This is a genomic window from Micromonospora sp. NPDC049257 (genome assembly GCF_040678915.1).
In the GTDB taxonomy this organism is placed as follows: domain Bacteria; phylum Actinomycetota; class Actinomycetes; order Mycobacteriales; family Micromonosporaceae; genus Micromonospora; species Micromonospora antibiotica.
The window spans coordinates 156,466-172,341 of the sequence record NZ_JBFAQU010000004.1; the positions used below are offsets into that span (position 1 = coordinate 156,466).

Sequence of the window (15,876 nt, forward strand, 5' to 3'; positions counted from 1 at the left end):
TAGGATTTACGGGGATTGTGTCTCGTGCGACGACCCGAGGCGGGACCCACCCCGGGTCCCGGACGGGTGACGCCGACACCGGGACCAGCGGCAGGGACGCCATCGGCACCCGGCACGGCAGCCATCGGCCGCGACGCGGGCCCGGCCGGTCACCCCGGTCGGGCCCGCGTCGGTCAGGCGGCGGGGCGGCGGGTCACGCCGTCCGGACCACCGGCCAGGCCGGCGTAACGACCCCGGTGGTAGAGCAGCGGCGAACCCACGTCGGCGTGCTGGATCAGCTCCGGCTCGGCGAGCACGATCGCGTGGTCGCCGACGACCACCCGCTCGACCACCCGGCAGAGCAGCCAGGCCAGGGTGTCGTCGAGAATCGGCGCACCCTCCGGCCCGGTCCGCCAGCGGGTCGGCGCGGCGAACCGGTCGATGCCGCTGGTCGCGAAGGTACGGGCCAGCTCCTGCTGGTGGTGGGCGAGCAGGTGCACCACCACGTGCCGGCTCCGGGCCACCGTGGGCCAGCTCGACGCGCCGAGATTCAGACAGAACGAGACGATCGGCGGGGCCAGTGACACCGAGGTGAACGAGGTGGCGGTGAAGCCGACCGCCGGGGCACCGGGTGCGGTGACCACCACGACGGTGCTGGCCTGATGGCGCAGCAGCGTACGCAGCGCGTCGGCATCGGCGTCGACGGGCGGTGGACGATTGTCGGGCTCGGTCATCGGGGGGACCTCCTGCGCGCGGATCGGCGGGTCACGGCTGCCCGGCGGACGCGTGCCGCTCGTACGGGAGCTTCTCGCCGGCGTCGACGGCGACCGGCAGCCGGTTCTCCACCGGCGGCAGCGGACAGGTCGCGAAGTCGGTGTAGGCGCAGGGCAGGTTGGTCGCCCGGTTGAAGTCCAGCGTCACCCACCCCTGGGCGTCGGGGGCGTCGACGGCCAGCGACCGGTTCGCCGGGTAGGTGGTGACCCCGGATGTGGCATCGGTGAACAGCACCGACAGGCTGCCCGGCGTGAAGCCGTCGAACGCGGTCAGGCTCAACGGCACCCCGTCGACACTGAACTCGATCCGACCGGGGGCGTCGTAGACGTGTGCCAACCCCTCCACCGCCGCGCCGACGGTGGTCGGCCGGGGTGCGTCGAACGGCACGTACCGCCCGTCGAGGACCCAGCGCGGCGTCGGCGGGTAGGCCGGGGTGCCCCGGAAACCGGTGCGCAGCGGGTGGTCGGGGCGGCGGGGTCGCAGGATGTCCCGGCCGCCCCGACGGGCCACCTCCAGCACCCCGCCCTCGATCCCGACGGTGAGCCCGCCGCGCTCGGCGATCGACGCGAACCCGTGCCGGCCCCGCACCGGCTGCCCGTCGATGGTGAGCTGCTCGCCGTCGGCCAGCTCGACGACCACCCCCTCGTCACCGGTGTGCCAGCGCCCCGGCAGGTCGGGGAAGCGCTGCGGCCGGGAGGTGAGCCAGTGCAGCCCGGTCACGGCGAGGAAACCGTGCGGGGCCGCCAACGCCTCCTCGTGCCGTCGGTGCCAGTCCTGCCAGTCGCGGACGAAGGCGGCGGTGTCGGTCGGTGTGTCGGTCATCGGGACTCCCCCGGTCGGACGACGAGGTCGTGGAAGAAGTGCCGGGCGGGCCGGGCGGCCACGCGCGGGCTGGAGGGCTGAAGGGGCTGAAGCCGGTCGCCGGCCGGTGACCGGGGCCGGCAGCGGGTGACCGGCACGGCGGCGGCGCGGCCGGTCAGGCCGCGACGGGCGTGCCGGGACAGCGCTGCGCGGCGACCCGCATCAGGTCGACGACCCGGCGGGAGGTGAATAGCCGAACGCGCAGCATGGCCTCATTTTCCTATCAATGCGATAGGATTTCAAGCCCCGGCCCGGAGCCGTCCGCTCCGTGGGCGTCACGCGGTCCACGCCACCCTCACCTGCCGACCCTCGCCCTCAGGTCACTGCCGCAGGGTGAGGGTGACGGTGCCGGTGGCCGCCCCGGACGGGTCCACCACGACGGTGTAGACACCGGTGGCCGGCAGGACGGTCGCGTCGATGCCACCGGCACCGTTGACCACGCAGCCGGTGCCCACCGGCACCCCGTCGGGGTCGCGCAGTTCCAGCGGCGAGCACTGGTCCGGCAGGGTGGCGTCGGTGGCCGTCACGGTCACCGACGTGCCGGCCGTACCGGTGAACCGGTAGCCGAGCACCGCGCCGGGCCGGTCGACGGTGGCGACGACCGGCGGTCCGTCGAGCGCGATCGGGTCGAACCGGTCCCCGGTGACGAACAGCCGCAGCGCCACCGTGCCGACGGTACGGTCCACCGGGTCCACCAGCACGGTGTACGTGCCGTCGGCGGGCAGCACCGTGCCGTCGATGTCGCCGGTGCCGTTGACGACACAGCCACTGCTGAGCCGCTGTCCGTCCGGATCGCGCAGCTCCAACGGGGAACACTGGTCCGGCAGGGTGCTCTCCGGCACCTCGACGAAGACCCGCTGGCCGGCGACGCCGGTGAACCGGTACCGGGCCCGGCCGCCCGGCCCGGCGATCGTCACCGGGACCGCCGGCCCGTCCGGTCGCAGGGTGCCGGTGACGTCCCGGGCCGCGTAGACCCGCACGGCCGCCCGACCGGTGCCCCCGGCGGCGGCGTCGACCACCACCGTGTAGTTGCCGTCGCGGGTGAGTTCGGTGCGGTCGACGAGGCCGCGTCCGTCGATGTTGCAGCCGCTGGCCAGCTCCGTCCCGGTCGGGTCGAGCAGCCGGTACGGGGAGCAGCGGTCCGCCAGGCCGGGCGCGCTGACGTCGACGAACACGGCGTCGCCGGCCCGGCCGCGGAAGGTCAGCGGGTCGCCGCCCGGGGTCAGCGCGCCGGTGGCGATCGGTGTCGCGGCGATCGGCGCGTCGGCCGGCGGGGCGATCCGCTCGGTGCCGACGCCGCTGACCGCGAACTCGGGACGGCCGGTCACGGCCACGTCGAAGACGCACTCGGCGAGTTGCCAGGGATCGGTGATCCCGGCCCACCGGCACACCTGCTCGGCGGCGGCCCGCCGGGCCGGGTCGAGGTCGTCGAGGGTCACCGCCCGCTCCGGGAAGCCGCGATCGGTGAACGACCCGGTGTCCTGGCCGTCGGGATAGCTGAACAGGGAACTGTCCCGGGTGACCCGCCAACTGTCCGCGTACGACGGGTAGAGCTTCGCGAACGGCGCGGGTTGGGGCAGGGCGGCACCGGACGGCGCGGCGACGTCGTCGGTCGGGTCGCCGTCGAAGTCGCCGAGCAGTCCCCGGACCTTCCCCGCCCGGCTCGCCGCCAGCTTCGTCAGCACCCGGTAGCCGTAGGGGCCGATCTGGTCGACGGCGGCGGCGGAGCCGTCGGGCCAACCCAGGTCGTAGCCGTCGGCGGCACCGGTGTCGGAGTCACGGCGGGTGAGCGTGCCACCGCCGGGCAGGGCCGTCTCCCCCGGCGGCGGGACGCGGACGGCACCGTCGACGCGTACCTCGGTGTCGCCGTCGACCAGGGTGAGGGCGACCCGGTGGGCGCCGATCCGGACGGCGACGGCGGTGTTGACCGACACCGTCCGCGAGTCGCCCATCGGCGTCTGCCGGACCTGCACCGCCAGCGGGGCACCCGAGGTGGAGCCGACCAGCACGAACTCGCCGACGGCCTGGAAGTCGTAGTAGTGCCGGTCGAAGGTGACCAGGTGCGGGTCGCCGTTGGTGCCGCCGCAGTCGCCCCCGTCCTCGCAGAGCTTGACCGGGCCCTTCGGCGGTGGAGTCTTCTTCGCGGGCTTCCTGCACTCGTCGAGGCTCTTCGGGAGGGTCTTGCCGTCGTACTCGGTGCGCGCCGGCAGACCCTTGGCCGCCCGGTACCTGTTCTCCGCCAGGGTCGCCTTGACCTCGGCGGTCTTGATCCCGGTGCCACCGCAGTCGCCCTGCGGCACCGCGTCGCGGGAGATGTCGTCGGAGTGGTTCAGCTCGTGGTAGAGCGCCGCGCACGGGTCCCGGGCGATCCCGTCGCCGTACGGGTCGACCGAGGTCGGGTTCCAGGTCACCGTGGACGAGCCTTTGCCGTCCTTGCTGGTGGGAGTCTCGAAGGACCCCGACCCACCGGGGGTGGGGATGATCCGCACCCGGGGGGTCTTGGTGTCCTTGAGCCGGGGCAGGATGCCCGCCGGGTCACCGCCGGCCGCCGCGAACCCCTGGAGGCAGCCGTCGACCGCCGCCTGGAAGTCGACGCCGCTGACCGGCACCCCGGCGCTCGGGTCGACCTGGTAGTCGGCCCGGGCCGGCCCACCGGTGCCCCCGACGGCGGTCCCGACGCCGACGAGCAGCAGCGCCACGACGAGCGTCGGGCGACGGCGACCACGCCGCAGGAGCAGGACGGCCAGCCCGCCCACGACGACCAGCAGCAGCACCGCCCCGCCGAGCAGCCAGGGCCACCACCCCCGGCCGGCCGGGTCGTCGCCGACGGTGAAGCTGGTGGTCCGCAGCGCCGTCGCGCCCGTGCACGGGGTGTCGAGACCGGTCACCGGCAGCGCCGTCCAGCTCGCCGTCACCTCGTAAACCCCGGGTGCCCCGACCGGCCAGAGGGTGTCCAACCCGCCGCCGTCCGGGGTCGCCGCCACCGACCGCAGCACGACGGCACCGGCGTCGGTGCCGTCGTGCATCCGGGTGCCGGCCAGCGGCACGGCCACGCTCGCACCGGGTTCCACGGTCGTCGTGCCGGCGGTGGCGGCGGCACCGATGCCGTCGCCGTAGAAGCTGCGGCCCAGCGCCGGCACCAGTTCCTGACCGTCGCGGCGGACCGAGATCACCTGCACGGTGCCGTCGGCCACGGTGGCCAGGCCGCAGGCCGCGCCGGTGGCGTTGGTGACCGTGAGCGTCAACCGGATCGCCTCGCCCGGGGCGTACCGCGGGGCGGTGGTCCGCAGGTCCAGCCCGAGACCTCCGTCGGCCGGCGCGGCGCAGGCCGCCCCCGGCCCCGCCGCCAACGCCGCCACGAGGACGGCGAACCCGCCGGCGAGTCGCACGATCAGCTTCATGCGCGGCACTCTAGGACCGCGACGCCCACCGCCCGCGCCACTGTCGTGCATCGGTCGCCGCCGCCCCGGCCGGTCCTACGGTACGCGGGTCACTCCGGCCGTCCGTCGACCTACGGACGCCCCACCGTCACGAGGCGATCACCTCGCGCAGCCGGGCGGCGAAGCCGGCGGGGTCGTCGGTGAAGCCGATGTGCCCGCCGGGGAACATCGTGGGTGGCACCCCCAGCGCGGCGGCCAACGCCCGGGAGCTGCGGTCGCACAGTTCCCCGGCCGACTCCTCGCCGAGGCCGACCAGCACCCGGGTGGGTCCGTCGCGCAGCGCGGCGACGTCCGGCTGGTAGCGGGTCGTGCCGCGCAGGGTGTGCAGGTACTGGTAGCGCTCGTCGGCGGCGTCCTGCGGGTCGGGGTCGCGGCCGAACATGCCCTGGATCATCTCCTCCGGCATGGCGATGTTGGCGTTGGCGAGGAACTTCCGCCAGGCGCCCAGCCGGTCCCCGCGCCGGTAGGTGGCGACCATGTCGTCCTCCCGGGCGAGGAGTTCCTCGCGGTCGTCGAGCAGGAGCAGCAGCGGCGGTTCGTGGGCGATCACGGTGTGCGCCGCCTGCGGGTGGGCGTGGGCGAGCGCCAGCACGGTGACCGCGCCGCCGCTGGAGCCGAGCACCGTCGCCGGGCCGGCGTCGAGGTGGGCCAGCAGCCGGGCCAGGTCGTCGGCGCGTAGTTCGGGCGTGGAGTCCTGCTCCGGGTCGTGCAGCCGACTGCGGCGGATGCCGCGCGGGTCGGTGGTGAGCACGGTGTGGTCGGCGGCGAGCAGGTCGGCCAGCGGGGCGAACGCCCGGGCATCCATCGGGGCGGCGACCAGCGCCACCAGGGGGCCCTGGCCGCGTACCTCGAAGTGCAGGGTCCCGTCGGGGACGGACAGGGTGGCGGTGGTCACCGGGATGGTGGTGGGACTGCTCATGATCGGGTCCTCCGGGTCGTGACGTGCGGCTCTTACACGGTGCAGACTCCCGGCGTGGGGCAGAATCGTCGGTCGTGAGCATGATTCTCGCCGACATCACGGCCGACGACCACGAGGCGACGCTGACCCGGGCCCGGGGCGGGGACGACGCCGCGTTCACCGCGCTCGTCGCGCCGCTGCGGCCGGAGCTGCACGCGCACTGCTACCGGATGCTCGGTTCCCCGCACGACGCCGACGACGCGTTGCAGGAGGCGCTGCTGCGGGCCTGGCGGGCGCTGCCCCGGTTCGAGGGGCGCAGCTCGCTGCGGACCTGGCTCTACACCGTGGCCACCCGCACCTGCCTGGACCTGTCCACCGGGCGGGGCCGGCGGGCGTTGCCTGTCGACCTGGGGCCGGCCAGCGAACACGCCGTGCCGGGCAGCGCCGCCGCCGACCACGTCCGGTGGCTCGGCCCGTATCCCGACGCCGCCCTGGTCGCCGGCCCGGCCGCCCCCGACGCCCGCTACGAGCAGCGGGAGGCCGTCGAGTTGGCGTTCGTCGCCGCGCTGCAACACCTGCCCGGCAACCAGCGCGCCGCGTTGCTGCTGTTCGACGTGCTCGGCTTCACCGCCGCCGAGATCGCCGCCATGATGGGCACCTCCACCGGTTCGGTCAACTCGGCGTTGGCGCGGGCCCGCCGGGTCGTCGCCGAGCGGGTGCCGGCCCGCAGCCAGCAGCGGACCCTCCGCACGCTCGGTGACGCCCGGCTGCGGGAGGTCGCCGCCGGCTACGCCGCCGCCCTGGAGAACGGCGACGCCGACGCCCTGGTCGCCCTGCTCACCGAGGACGTCACCTGGTCGATGCCACCGCTGCCGCACTGGTACGCCGGCCGCGACGCGGTGCTGGACTTCGCCCGGACCATGCCGTTGGGCAGTTGTGGCAGCTGGCGACACGTGTCGGTGGCGGCCAACGGGCAACCGGCGGTGGCCAACTATCTGCGCACGGGCGACACCGGCCCCTACCTGCCGTGGTCGATCACGGTGCTGACGGTGCGCGACGGCCGGATCGCCCAGCTCGTCTCGTTCCTCGACGACACCCTGTTCCCGGCGTTCGGCCTGCCCGCCACCCGCTGACGGCCGGGGCCGGCCGGTGGACGTGGCTGCGCCCACCGGCCGGCCCCGCGCCGGGCTCAGGCCAGCGGCGTGGTGAGGGTGTACGAGGCGTCCCCGGCGAAGGTGCTGCCGGCGGCGTACGGGTCGACCCGCAGCACGTAGTCGTAGTGGCGCAGGTAGCGGCCGGGGTGGTTCCACGACTCGAACGAGTAGCTGCCGCCCCCGGCCAGCCCGGTGCGGCTGCAGAAGGTGGCGTCCCCGGCGAAGACGGCGCTGCCGTCGTTACCGGCGAGCCGCATCGTGAAGTCCCAGTGCCGCAGGTAGGAGCCGTTGACCGCGCGGAACGAGTAGCAGGACGCGTTGGCCAGCCCGGGGACGATCTGGAAGGTGGCGTCCTGCCGGTCGGCGAGCGGGCTGCCGCTGCCCAGCACGTCGATGCGGGCGACGTTGTCGCGGTGGCGGACGTAGCGGTCGGGGAAGTTCGCCGAGCGCAGCGAGCGGTTGCCGGTGGGCGGGGCGGAGCTGTCCCCGACGCTCTCCCTCAGCACGGTGAAGTGGCGCACCGTGCCGGACAGCCCGGCCAGTTCGGTCTTGCCGGTGAAGCCGTACAGGTCGCTGCTGTCGGCGGAGTAGTAGCGGCCGGCGCCGTACTGGTCGAAGTAGATGCGCCACCGGTTGTCGGGCAGCCGGACCAGGGCGGGGCCTTCCAGGCCGGAGCCCCAACCGGCCCAGTTGCCGGTGCCGACCCAGCTCCACGGGCCGGTCAGCGCGGGGGCGGTCGCGTGCTCGATGTACTTGGTGGTCTCGTTCTTCATGAAGTTGTGGTAGGTGTTGCCGACCTTGACGATGAAGCTGTCGATGTGGTTGGTGCCGATGCCGGCGAGTGCCGCCGGGGCGCTCCACGCCGACAGCGCCGCGTTCGTCGCGGTGATCCGGTACGGCTGGAACTGCCCGGCCGTGCCGGTCTGCGAGACGGACACGACGATGTGCACGCTGCCGTCGCTGTCGACGAACCACTCCGGGGCCCAGGTGCTGCCGTTGGCCGGCGCGACGGAGATGGTGACGTTGCGCTGGAACGTCCAGGTCAGGTAGTCGCTGCTGCGGGCGATGCCGATGGTGTTGCCGGTCCAGCCGGTGGTGTAGACGAGGTAGTAGTAGCCGTCGGTGTGCCGGATGACGCTGGGGTCGCGGACCAGCCCGGACGGCGGGGTGTAGGCGTTGGCCCGCTGGAGGGTGAACCGGGTGGCGTCGGCCGAGTCGTAGACGTACATGTTGGATTCGCTGCTGTTGGTGAACGCGGTCATCAGGTAGTGCGGGACCGGCCCGGCGGCGTTGGCCCGCGCGGGTGCGGCGACCAGCAGGCCACCGAGCATGCAGAGCACCGCCGCCAGAGCGGCGTAACGGAGACGTCCCATCGACACACCTCTTCCCCATAAATCGACGGTTGTCATCCTGCACTATTGCCAAGGGTTTTCGTAAGTGTTGCGATAAGCCATGGCCCGGACCTCCCGCGACATCCGCTCCGCCAACCGCCTCACCGTCGTCCAGCAGGTCGTCGCCGCCGGCACCACCAGCCGGCAACGCCTCGCCGCCGACACCGGCCTCAGCCTCGGCACCGTCGCCACCCTGGTCGGCGAACTCACCGCCCTCGGGCTGCTCACCGAAGCGGGCCGGGAGGACTCCGGTGGCGGCCGGCCCCGTGGCCTGGTCACCGCCGACCCGCACGGCGGACTGCTCGTCGGCGTCGACGTCGCCGAGACGTACGTGCACGTCGACCTCTTCGACACCACGCTGACCCGGCTGGCCGGGGCCGAGGAGCCACTGCACCCGCTGGAACGCCGCCCCCACCAGGTGGTCCGGCACATCGTCAGCGGTGTCGACGCCGTCCTGGCCGGCACCGACGCCCGGGTGCTCGGCGTCGGCGTCAGCGTCCCCGGGCAGGTCGACCGGGAGGGCGGCGTGTCGGTGTTCGCACCGAACTGGGACTGGCACGACGTACCGCTGCGGGACCTGCTCGCCGACGGCCTGGCACTGCCGCTGCACCTGGACAACCCGCTGCGCGCGGCGGTGCTCGCCGAGCTGTGGGCCGGGGCCGCCCGGGGCCGCGACGACGTCGCCGTGATCAACCTGGGCACCGGGGTCGGCGCGGGCCTCGCCTTCGGCGGCACCCTCTACCGGGGTGGCAGCAACAGCGCCGGCGAGTGGGGGCACACCACCCTGGTCCTCGACGGGCGGCTGTGCCGGTGCGGCAGCCGGGGCTGCGTGGAGGCGTACGTCGGTGCACCCGGCATCATGCAGACCCTGCGCGACCTGGCCCCGACCAGCCCGCTGCTGCACCCCGAGGACCAGACCGCCACCCTCGACGCCCTCGCCGCCGCACTGGCCGCCGACGATCCCACCGCCGCCAAGGTGGTCGCCGAGACCGCCCGCTACCTCGGCGTCGCCGTCGCCGACCTGGTCAACCTGATCAACCCGGAGGTCGTCGTGCTCAGCAGCTGGGTCGCCGACCGGCTCGGCGACCGGCTGCGCGACGAGGTCCGCACCGTCGTCGCCCAGCACGCGCTGCGCCGCCCGCTCGCCGCCACCGAAATCGTCCGCTCCCCCGTCGCCGGCAACCCCGTCAGCCTCGGCGCGGCCACCCTCGCCCTGGAGGGCTTCCTCACCAGGGGACGCTAGCCCGCCGCGCGGCGACGCCGCGTCGACCAGGTCCGTCGATGCCCTGACGCCCCCGGTGCCGGAGGCGGCTGCTCCCCGCCGCCCCCGGCACCGTCGGGTCCGCGCCCCGCCCGCCCCGGCCGGACCGTCCCCGCGACCCGCACCGGCCGGACCGTCCCCGCGACCCAGCCCGGCAGGCCCCGGTCACGCGCGGCCCGGCGGGCGCAGGGCGAGCGCGGCCCGGCGGGCGCAGGGCGAGCCGGCCGGGGGTGGTCCCGGCAGGGCAGGGCGGCGTCAGCGGGCGACGTAGGCCGCGAGGTGTTCGCCGGTCAGGGTGGAGCGGGCGGCGACCAGATCGGCGGGGGTGCCCTCGAAGACGACCCGCCCGCCGTCGTGGCCCGCGCCGGGACCGAGGTCGATGATCCAGTCGGCGTGTGCCATCACCGCCTGGTGGTGCTCCACGACGATGACCGAGGTGCCGGCGTCGACCAGCCGGTCGAGCAGGCCGAGCAGCTGGGCCACGTCGGCGAGGTGCAGCCCGGTGGTCGGCTCGTCGAGGACGTAGACGCCGCCCTTGTCGGCCATCCGGGTGGCGAGCTTGAGCCGCTGCCGCTCACCGCCGGAGAGCGTGGTGAGCGGCTGGCCGAGGCGCAGGTAGCCGAGCCCGACGTCGGCGAGCCGGCCGAGGACGGCGCTCGCCGCCGGGGTACGCGCCTCGCCCGCACCGAGGAACTCCGCCGCCTCGGTCACCGACATCGCGAGCACCTCGCTGATGTCCCGACCGCCGAGGCGGTATTCCAGCACGGCGGCCTGGAACCGTCGGCCCTCGCACTCCTCGCAGACGGTGGCGACCCCGGCCATCATCGCCAGGTCGGTGTAGATGACACCGGCGCCGTTGCAGCCGGGGCAGGCCCCCTCGGAGTTGGCGCTGAAAAGGGCGGGTTTCACCCCGTTGGCCTTCGCGAACGCCTTGCGGACCGGGTCGAGCAGTCCGGTGTACGTCGCCGGGTTGCTGCGCCGCGACCCCCGGATCGCCCCCTGGTCGATCGCCACCACCCCGTCGCGCCCCGCCACCGAGCCGTGGATCAGGGAACTCTTGCCCGACCCGGCCACCCCGGTGACCACCACCAGCACGCCCAGCGGAATGTCGACGTCGACGTCGCGCAGGTTGTGGGTGTCCGCGCCGCGTACCGGGAGGACGCCCGACGGGGTGCGCACCGCCGGCTTCACGGCGGCCCGGTCGTCCAGGTGCCGCCCGGTCAGGGTGCCGCTGTCGCGCAGCCCGGCGACGGTGCCGGCGAAGACCACCTCGCCACCGGCCGAGCCGGCACCCGGGCCGAGGTCGACCACGTGGTCGGCGATCGCGATGGTCTCCGGCTTGTGCTCCACGACCAGCACCGTGTTGCCCTTGTCCCGCAATCGCAGCAGCAGGTTGTTCATCCGCTGGATGTCGTGCGGGTGCAGCCCGACGGTGGGCTCGTCGAAGACGTAGGTGACGTCGGTCAGCGAGGACCCCAGGTGGCGGATCATCTTGGTCCGCTGCGCCTCCCCGCCGGACAGGGTGCCGGCGGGGCGGTCCAGCGACAGGTAGCCGAGGCCGATCTCCGCGAACGAGTCGAGCAGCCGTTGCAGCCCGGTCAGCAGCGGGGCCACCGAGGGTTCGGCGAGGCCGCGCAGCCAGCCGGCGAGGTCGCTGAGCTGCATGGCGCAGACGTCGGCGATGTTCTTCCCGGCGATCTTCGACGACCGGGCCTCCGGGCCGAGGCGGGTGCCGGCGCAGTCGGGACAGGTCGTGAAGGTCACCGCCCGCTGCACGAACGCCCGGATGTGCGGTTGCAGGGTGTCGACGTCCTTGGCCAGGTACGACTTCTGGATCTGCGGGATCAGCCCGGCGTACGTCAGGTTGATGCCGTCGATCTTGATCTTGGTGGGCTCCCGGTGCAGCAGGTCGTGCAGCTCGGTCTTCGTGTACCTGCGGATCGGCTTGTCCGGGTCGAAGTAGCCACAGCCCCGGAAGATCCGGCCGTACCAGCCGTCCATGCTGTAACCGGGGATGGTCAGCGCGCCCTCGTTGAGCGACCTGCTGTCGTCGTAGAGCGCCGACAGGTCGATGTCGGTGACCGCGCCCATCCCCTCGCAGCGCGGGCACATGCCGCCGAGACGGTGGAAGGTCGCCTTCTCGGTCTTCGTCCGGCCCGCGCCCCGCTCGACCGTGATCGCGCCGCTGGCCCGGACCGAGGGGACGTTGAACGAGTACGCGTTGGGCGGGCCGATGTGCGGCTGCCCCAACCGGCTGAACAGGATGCGCAGCATGGCGGTGGCGTCGGTGGCGGTGCCGACGGTGGAGCGGGCGTTCGCCCCCATCCGCTCCTGGTCCACGATGATCGCCGTGGTCAGCCCGTCGAGCACGTCGACCTCGGGTCGGGCCAACGTCGGCATGAAGCCCTGCACGAAGGCGCTGTAGGTCTCGTTGATCAACCGCTGGGACTCGGCGGCGATCGTGCCGAACACCAACGAGCTCTTGCCCGACCCGGAGACCCCGGTGAACACGGTCAGCCGGCGCTTCGGGATCTCCACGTCGACGTCGCGCAGGTTGTTCACCCGCGCGCCCTGCACCCGGATCAGATCATGGCTGTCGGCACCGTACGGCCCGGGCGAGCGGTCGTCCGTCATCGCGTCTCTCCCACCATCGGACGGGCCACCGGCGGATCATAGCCGGCACGACGCCCCTGAGCTCGCCGCTCAGTCCAGGATCGCCGTCGCCTCGACCTCGACGAGGACGTCGGGCTCGAAGAGGTAGTCGACGCCGATGAGCGACGACGGGGGCAGCGGCTGCGGCAGGCCGAGTTCCCCCGCGACATCCTCGACCCCGGCCATGAAGTCGCCGATCCGCTCCGGCGACCAGTTCGTCACGTAGAACGTCAGGCGGACGACATCCGCGAAGCCCGCGCCGGCACCGGCCAGGCCGTGTCCCGTGCTGCGCAGCGCCTGGGCGACCTGACCCCGTAGGTCGCCGGTGGCGACCGGCCGGCCAGCCTCGTCCCGACTGATCTGGCCGGCCACGTGGACGTGGCGTGACCCCGACGCGACTGCGACGTGGTGATAGGGGACGGGCTGCATCATGCCCTGCGGCGAGAAAAGCTGGACACCCATCTGGCTTCCTTCCTCTTGGGTAGCTCATGGATACCTGGTGCGCCAAGGAAACTTCAACGAGACTAAGTGTCATGGCAGTTACCGACCCCCTCGCGGCAGAACGCCTCCAGATCACCCCGCCGCACCGTGAACTCCTGGACCAGGTCCTCGACAAGTGGTCGTTGGAGGTGCTCCACCAGCTCTGCGAACGACCATCCCGGTTCAACGAACTGCGCCACGCCATCCCCGCCGTGTCCCAGAAGTCGCTGAGCGCCACCCTGCGCCGGCTCGAACGCAACGGCATCGTCGCGCGACACGTCCTCTCCTCCCGGCCGGTCGCCGTCGAGTACCGCATCACCCCGCTGGGCAAGACCCTGCGCAACCCGGTCGACGTGCTGCTCGACTGGGCCGGACAGCACCTACCCGCCATCGAAGCCGCCCGCCGGTCGTACGACGAGGCGACCTGACGGCGCGCGACCGCGCCGCCTCCCCGGGGTGACGCCTCAGACGAGGCGTTGGAGGCGTACCTTCGGGTGCTCGTTCCTGAGATGGCCGTGCTTGTGCTGGCGGACCTCCTCGTTCCACACCTCCTGGTCGTAGTCCGGGTCCGGCGGGACCCACCGGTGTGAGCCGTCGCCGTAGTGGTACTTCTCGTCGCCACGTCGCAGGATGCTCATCGGGTCCAGCCGAGGAAGCGGTGGTGCAGCTGGCCCGCGGGCAGCCGGGCGAGGTCCCGGCCGGCGGTGACGAGCTGGGCAGCCAGATAGAGCGCGAGGGCCACCCGGGCATCCCGGTACTCGGCCAGCAGTTTCCGGCGACCCGGCCCACAGGGCCAGTCGGCACCGCAACCGCCACAGGTCCAGGTCGGCGAGGTCGGGTGATGGTTCGTCATCGGGGATCGTCCTGATCGGGCCAGTGACCACGGTTGATCGGGATGCGGTGCCGGCTGTGACAGGGCAGGTCAGCACCGCAGCGGCAGACCCGCCGCCAGCGCTGCCAGGACCAGACCGGCCGGTGCCGCCGGGCGAGCGTCAACGCCACCGCCGCGACGTACCCGTCGTACGAGACGCGCGGCTGGTCGCCTCCGAGTCCTGCGCTCCGGGCTGCCGGGCGGCGATGACCAGGACCTCGGTTGTCATGCCCCATCGGCACACCGTTCACCGCCCCCTCGCTGGGTTGAGTCACTACACCTCCCGTGGACGCTTCCAGGGGCCGTGGGCACCCCGGCCGGTCCGTTCGAGGCGGGGCACCCACGGCGGGGAGGTCCGGCCGCCAAGCTGGGCCATCCCACAAGCAACTTAAGACGCAATGTGCGCAGGGTCAACACCTGGCAACACATTGCGTTGCAAGTCCGGCGGCGACGTGGTCTCCTTGCACCAGCCGCCAAGCTGGGAGCACCACCATGTCTGAAGCCGCGTACCTACAGGTCGCCCGGGATATCCGCGAGCAGGTCCGCTCTGGTCACCTGAAGCCGGGCGACAAGCTGCCGTCTTTTGCCGCCCTGTGCGAGCAATACGAGGTGAGCAACACCGTCATCAGGGCCGCGATGCTCATCCTCAAAGCCGAGGGAGTGATCGACGGCAGACAGGGCAAAGGCGTGTACGTGACAAAGCCGCTCCCCCGCTAGAGTCGGCCGTTCACGGGATTCCCCGTCCACTACGCGCCTGGTCACAGAGCGCCTTCCGCTGGTCGTCACTGTAGTCACGGGTTGGCGCAGGTGGCCTACTCGTGTTGCCAGCAGAGGAGGATCGCTGTGCCACCGCGCTACCGCTACGAGCAGATCGCCGACGAACTCGCCGAACGCATCGCTGCCGGCGAGTTCCCGCCGGGTGCCAAACTGCCCAGCCGACGAGAGTTGATCGAGCACTACGGGGTCACCGAGCCCGTGATCGACCGGGCGATGCAGGTGCTACGGATCAAGGGGATGACCGAAACCCTGCCCGGCGTAGGCGTCTTCGTCGCCGAACAGCCTCCGGCAGACAAGCCATGAACAGGCAGCTACCACCTCGACGACGCGGCCGGGGGCCATGACAACAGCATCACCCGCTTCCCGCCGACCGCGACACTTGTCCGCCAACTGGCCCGCGTCACCTCAACAGTTGATCGCGATCCTGACGACCAGCACGCGTGTTGACACCGGCTGCCATGCTGCACTGGGCGAGATCGGCGCGAGGGAGAACTTCAGTGGACTTCACTGGCATCGTCCAAACTCTTATTGGCGGTGCCCTTGGCGGTGCCATTGTCCCCCTTCTGACTCACGCCAAGGAGAAGCGGGTTGCTCGTAGTGCTGTTCGTGAGCACCTCTCCCAGGTTGAACAACAACGCTGGTGCACGACGAAGGATGCGGATGCGGAGAGCCAGTTCATCAGGGCCACCGAGCGACTTGAAGCTGTAGCGCTTAGCGCTGGCATCCCTAAGGGGGTAGTGCGGACGTATATCAACTTGGCCGGGGTTGCTTTCTACTCCACCCAGCGGAACGTGGGAAAGTACGTCGACATGGAGGGCCAGCCGCTAGAGGGCGGCGCGCTACATTCTGATCCAGCCGCTGTTGTCGAAGCGAGTCACGAACTCCTCACGGACGCCATCTGGCGTCCCGTCAGAAGCGCGCTCTTGAGGCGGCAGCGACTTCGCCGTATTCGACGGACCGTGGCGTTGCTTATCGAGTTGGCGTATATCGACGATCCGAATGACGATGGGCTGACCGACTGGGATAGCTGGCAGGAGGACCAAGTCCGGTCCAAAGTGAAGCTTCGGAATGTGGCTAGACAAGCGAAGGTCAGGCTGGCACGCGGTGGCACCCGTGCGGCGGGCGAAACAGACTGCGGGGCGCAGGCGGTTGAAGGCTCGACGGCGGCACCCAACCCTCCCATCCCGAAGGAATGATCAGACGGTGGCAACCAAGGACGGCAGACGCCCTGAGCTGCTGAGACGTTCCGTCAACGCCCTTAGCCGTCCGTCGTTGGTCGTCCTCGTTGTCACTCAGTTCGTCAGTCGTCCTGCCCGACGGCTTCCCGGGGGCCCGAGG

Annotated in this window: 15 protein-coding genes; 6 read left to right on the forward strand and 9 right to left on the reverse strand. The window is 72.3% G+C overall.

What is annotated here, in order from left to right; genetic code table 11:
- Positions 1 to 173: 173 nt before the first annotated feature.
- The 4 genes from AB0K25_RS09090 to AB0K25_RS09105 all read right to left on the reverse strand — a co-directional run bounded on the left by AB0K25_RS09090 (position 174) and on the right by AB0K25_RS09105 (position 5,973).
- Entirely contained in the window at positions 174 to 713 is a 540-nt protein-coding gene (locus AB0K25_RS09090) for a flavin reductase family protein (protein ID WP_219461248.1), read from the reverse strand.
- Positions 714 to 744: 31 nt separating this feature from the next.
- Positions 745 to 1,575 carry a DUF1684 domain-containing protein gene (locus AB0K25_RS09095; RefSeq protein WP_219461243.1) on the reverse strand — a complete coding sequence of 277 codons (831 nt, stop codon included), beginning with the start codon at positions 1,573 to 1,575 and terminating at the stop codon, positions 745 to 747.
- Between the two features lie 359 nt (positions 1,576 to 1,934).
- Positions 1,935 to 5,015, reverse strand: coding sequence for a VWD domain-containing protein (locus tag AB0K25_RS09100; RefSeq protein WP_363819382.1), 3,081 nt, complete (start codon positions 5,013 to 5,015; stop codon positions 1,935 to 1,937).
- Positions 5,016 to 5,142: 127 nt separating this feature from the next.
- The gene (locus AB0K25_RS09105; RefSeq protein WP_219461240.1) at positions 5,143 to 5,973 is read right to left on the reverse strand and encodes an alpha/beta hydrolase; all 831 of its coding nucleotides are present in this window, start codon (positions 5,971 to 5,973) and stop codon (positions 5,143 to 5,145) included.
- Positions 5,974 to 6,053: 80 nt separating this feature from the next.
- On the opposite strand from AB0K25_RS09105, the gene AB0K25_RS09110 reads away from it, so the two are divergent.
- On the forward strand, positions 6,054 to 7,085 hold the full coding sequence (locus tag AB0K25_RS09110) for a sigma-70 family RNA polymerase sigma factor (RefSeq protein WP_219469930.1): 1,032 nt from the start codon (positions 6,054 to 6,056) through the stop codon (positions 7,083 to 7,085).
- Between the two features lie 56 nt (positions 7,086 to 7,141).
- Here AB0K25_RS09110 and AB0K25_RS09115 read toward each other — a convergent pair whose 3' ends face one another.
- Positions 7,142 to 8,479 carry a glycoside hydrolase family 43 protein gene (locus tag AB0K25_RS09115; RefSeq protein WP_363819385.1) on the reverse strand — a complete coding sequence of 446 codons (1,338 nt, stop codon included), beginning with the start codon at positions 8,477 to 8,479 and terminating at the stop codon, positions 7,142 to 7,144.
- A gap of 79 nt (positions 8,480 to 8,558) precedes the next feature.
- Here AB0K25_RS09115 and AB0K25_RS09120 point away from each other — a divergent pair, with 79 nt between their 5' ends.
- Positions 8,559 to 9,740 carry an ROK family protein gene (locus AB0K25_RS09120; protein ID WP_219461234.1) on the forward strand — a complete coding sequence of 394 codons (1,182 nt, stop codon included), beginning with the start codon at positions 8,559 to 8,561 and terminating at the stop codon, positions 9,738 to 9,740.
- 273 nt (positions 9,741 to 10,013) lie between these two features.
- Here the strand turns inward: AB0K25_RS09120 and AB0K25_RS09125 are convergent, their stop codons facing one another.
- Together AB0K25_RS09125 and AB0K25_RS09130 are read right to left on the reverse strand one after the other, a co-directional pair.
- Positions 10,014 to 12,392 (reverse strand): excinuclease ABC subunit UvrA, encoded by a 2,379-nt coding sequence (locus AB0K25_RS09125; protein WP_363819388.1) that lies wholly within the window; start codon positions 12,390 to 12,392, stop codon positions 10,014 to 10,016.
- Between the two features lie 69 nt (positions 12,393 to 12,461).
- Entirely contained in the window at positions 12,462 to 12,872 is a 411-nt protein-coding gene (locus AB0K25_RS09130) for a RidA family protein (RefSeq protein WP_219461227.1), read from the reverse strand.
- 71 nt (positions 12,873 to 12,943) lie between these two features.
- Between AB0K25_RS09130 and AB0K25_RS09135 the strand changes: the two genes are divergently transcribed.
- Complete coding sequence (locus AB0K25_RS09135; protein WP_363819390.1) at positions 12,944 to 13,318, forward strand: helix-turn-helix domain-containing protein; 375 nt, start codon at positions 12,944 to 12,946, stop codon at positions 13,316 to 13,318.
- A 36-nt stretch (positions 13,319 to 13,354) separates the two neighbouring features.
- Here the strand turns inward: AB0K25_RS09135 and AB0K25_RS09140 are convergent, their stop codons facing one another.
- On the reverse strand, positions 13,355 to 13,528 hold the full coding sequence (locus AB0K25_RS09140) for a hypothetical protein (protein ID WP_363819393.1): 174 nt from the start codon (positions 13,526 to 13,528) through the stop codon (positions 13,355 to 13,357).
- A complete protein-coding gene (locus tag AB0K25_RS09145; RefSeq protein WP_363819396.1) occupies positions 13,525 to 13,743 on the reverse strand; it encodes a flavin reductase in 219 nt (72 codons plus the stop codon). The genes AB0K25_RS09140 and AB0K25_RS09145 overlap by 4 nt, the downstream gene beginning before the upstream one ends.
- A 510-nt stretch (positions 13,744 to 14,253) precedes the next feature.
- Here AB0K25_RS09145 and AB0K25_RS09150 point away from each other — a divergent pair.
- The 3 genes from AB0K25_RS09150 to AB0K25_RS09160 all read left to right on the forward strand — a co-directional run bounded on the left by AB0K25_RS09150 (position 14,254) and on the right by AB0K25_RS09160 (position 15,734).
- Positions 14,254 to 14,478, forward strand: a complete 225-nt coding sequence (locus AB0K25_RS09150; protein ID WP_363819399.1) for a winged helix-turn-helix domain-containing protein — start codon at positions 14,254 to 14,256, stop codon at positions 14,476 to 14,478.
- Positions 14,479 to 14,568: 90 nt separating this feature from the next.
- Entirely contained in the window at positions 14,569 to 14,841 is a 273-nt protein-coding gene (locus tag AB0K25_RS09155; RefSeq protein WP_363819402.1) for a GntR family transcriptional regulator, read from the forward strand.
- Positions 14,842 to 15,035: 194 nt separating this feature from the next.
- Entirely contained in the window at positions 15,036 to 15,734 is a 699-nt protein-coding gene (locus AB0K25_RS09160) for a hypothetical protein (RefSeq protein WP_363819405.1), read from the forward strand.
- Positions 15,735 to 15,876: the final 142 nt, after the last annotated feature.

Coding starts and splice junctions, on each gene's coding strand:
- AB0K25_RS09090 (WP_219461248.1), bottom strand. CDS start 713: ATGACCGAGCCCGACAATCGTCCACCGCCCGTCGACGCCGATGCCGAC.
- AB0K25_RS09095 (WP_219461243.1), bottom strand. CDS start 1,575: ATGACCGACACACCGACCGACACCGCCGCCTTCGTCCGCGACTGGCAG.
- AB0K25_RS09100 (WP_363819382.1), bottom strand. CDS start 5,015: ATGAAGCTGATCGTGCGACTCGCCGGCGGGTTCGCCGTCCTCGTGGCG.
- AB0K25_RS09105 (WP_219461240.1), bottom strand. CDS start 5,973: ATGAGCAGTCCCACCACCATCCCGGTGACCACCGCCACCCTGTCCGTC.
- AB0K25_RS09110 (WP_219469930.1), top strand. CDS start 6,054: ATGATTCTCGCCGACATCACGGCCGACGACCACGAGGCGACGCTGACC.
- AB0K25_RS09115 (WP_363819385.1), bottom strand. CDS start 8,479: ATGGGACGTCTCCGTTACGCCGCTCTGGCGGCGGTGCTCTGCATGCTC.
- AB0K25_RS09120 (WP_219461234.1), top strand. CDS start 8,559: ATGGCCCGGACCTCCCGCGACATCCGCTCCGCCAACCGCCTCACCGTC.
- AB0K25_RS09125 (WP_363819388.1), bottom strand. CDS start 12,392: ATGACGGACGACCGCTCGCCCGGGCCGTACGGTGCCGACAGCCATGAT.
- AB0K25_RS09130 (WP_219461227.1), bottom strand. CDS start 12,872: ATGGGTGTCCAGCTTTTCTCGCCGCAGGGCATGATGCAGCCCGTCCCC.
- AB0K25_RS09135 (WP_363819390.1), top strand. CDS start 12,944: ATGGCAGTTACCGACCCCCTCGCGGCAGAACGCCTCCAGATCACCCCG.
- AB0K25_RS09140 (WP_363819393.1), bottom strand. CDS start 13,528: ATGAGCATCCTGCGACGTGGCGACGAGAAGTACCACTACGGCGACGGC.
- AB0K25_RS09145 (WP_363819396.1), bottom strand. CDS start 13,743: ATGACGAACCATCACCCGACCTCGCCGACCTGGACCTGTGGCGGTTGC.
- AB0K25_RS09150 (WP_363819399.1), top strand. CDS start 14,254: ATGTCTGAAGCCGCGTACCTACAGGTCGCCCGGGATATCCGCGAGCAG.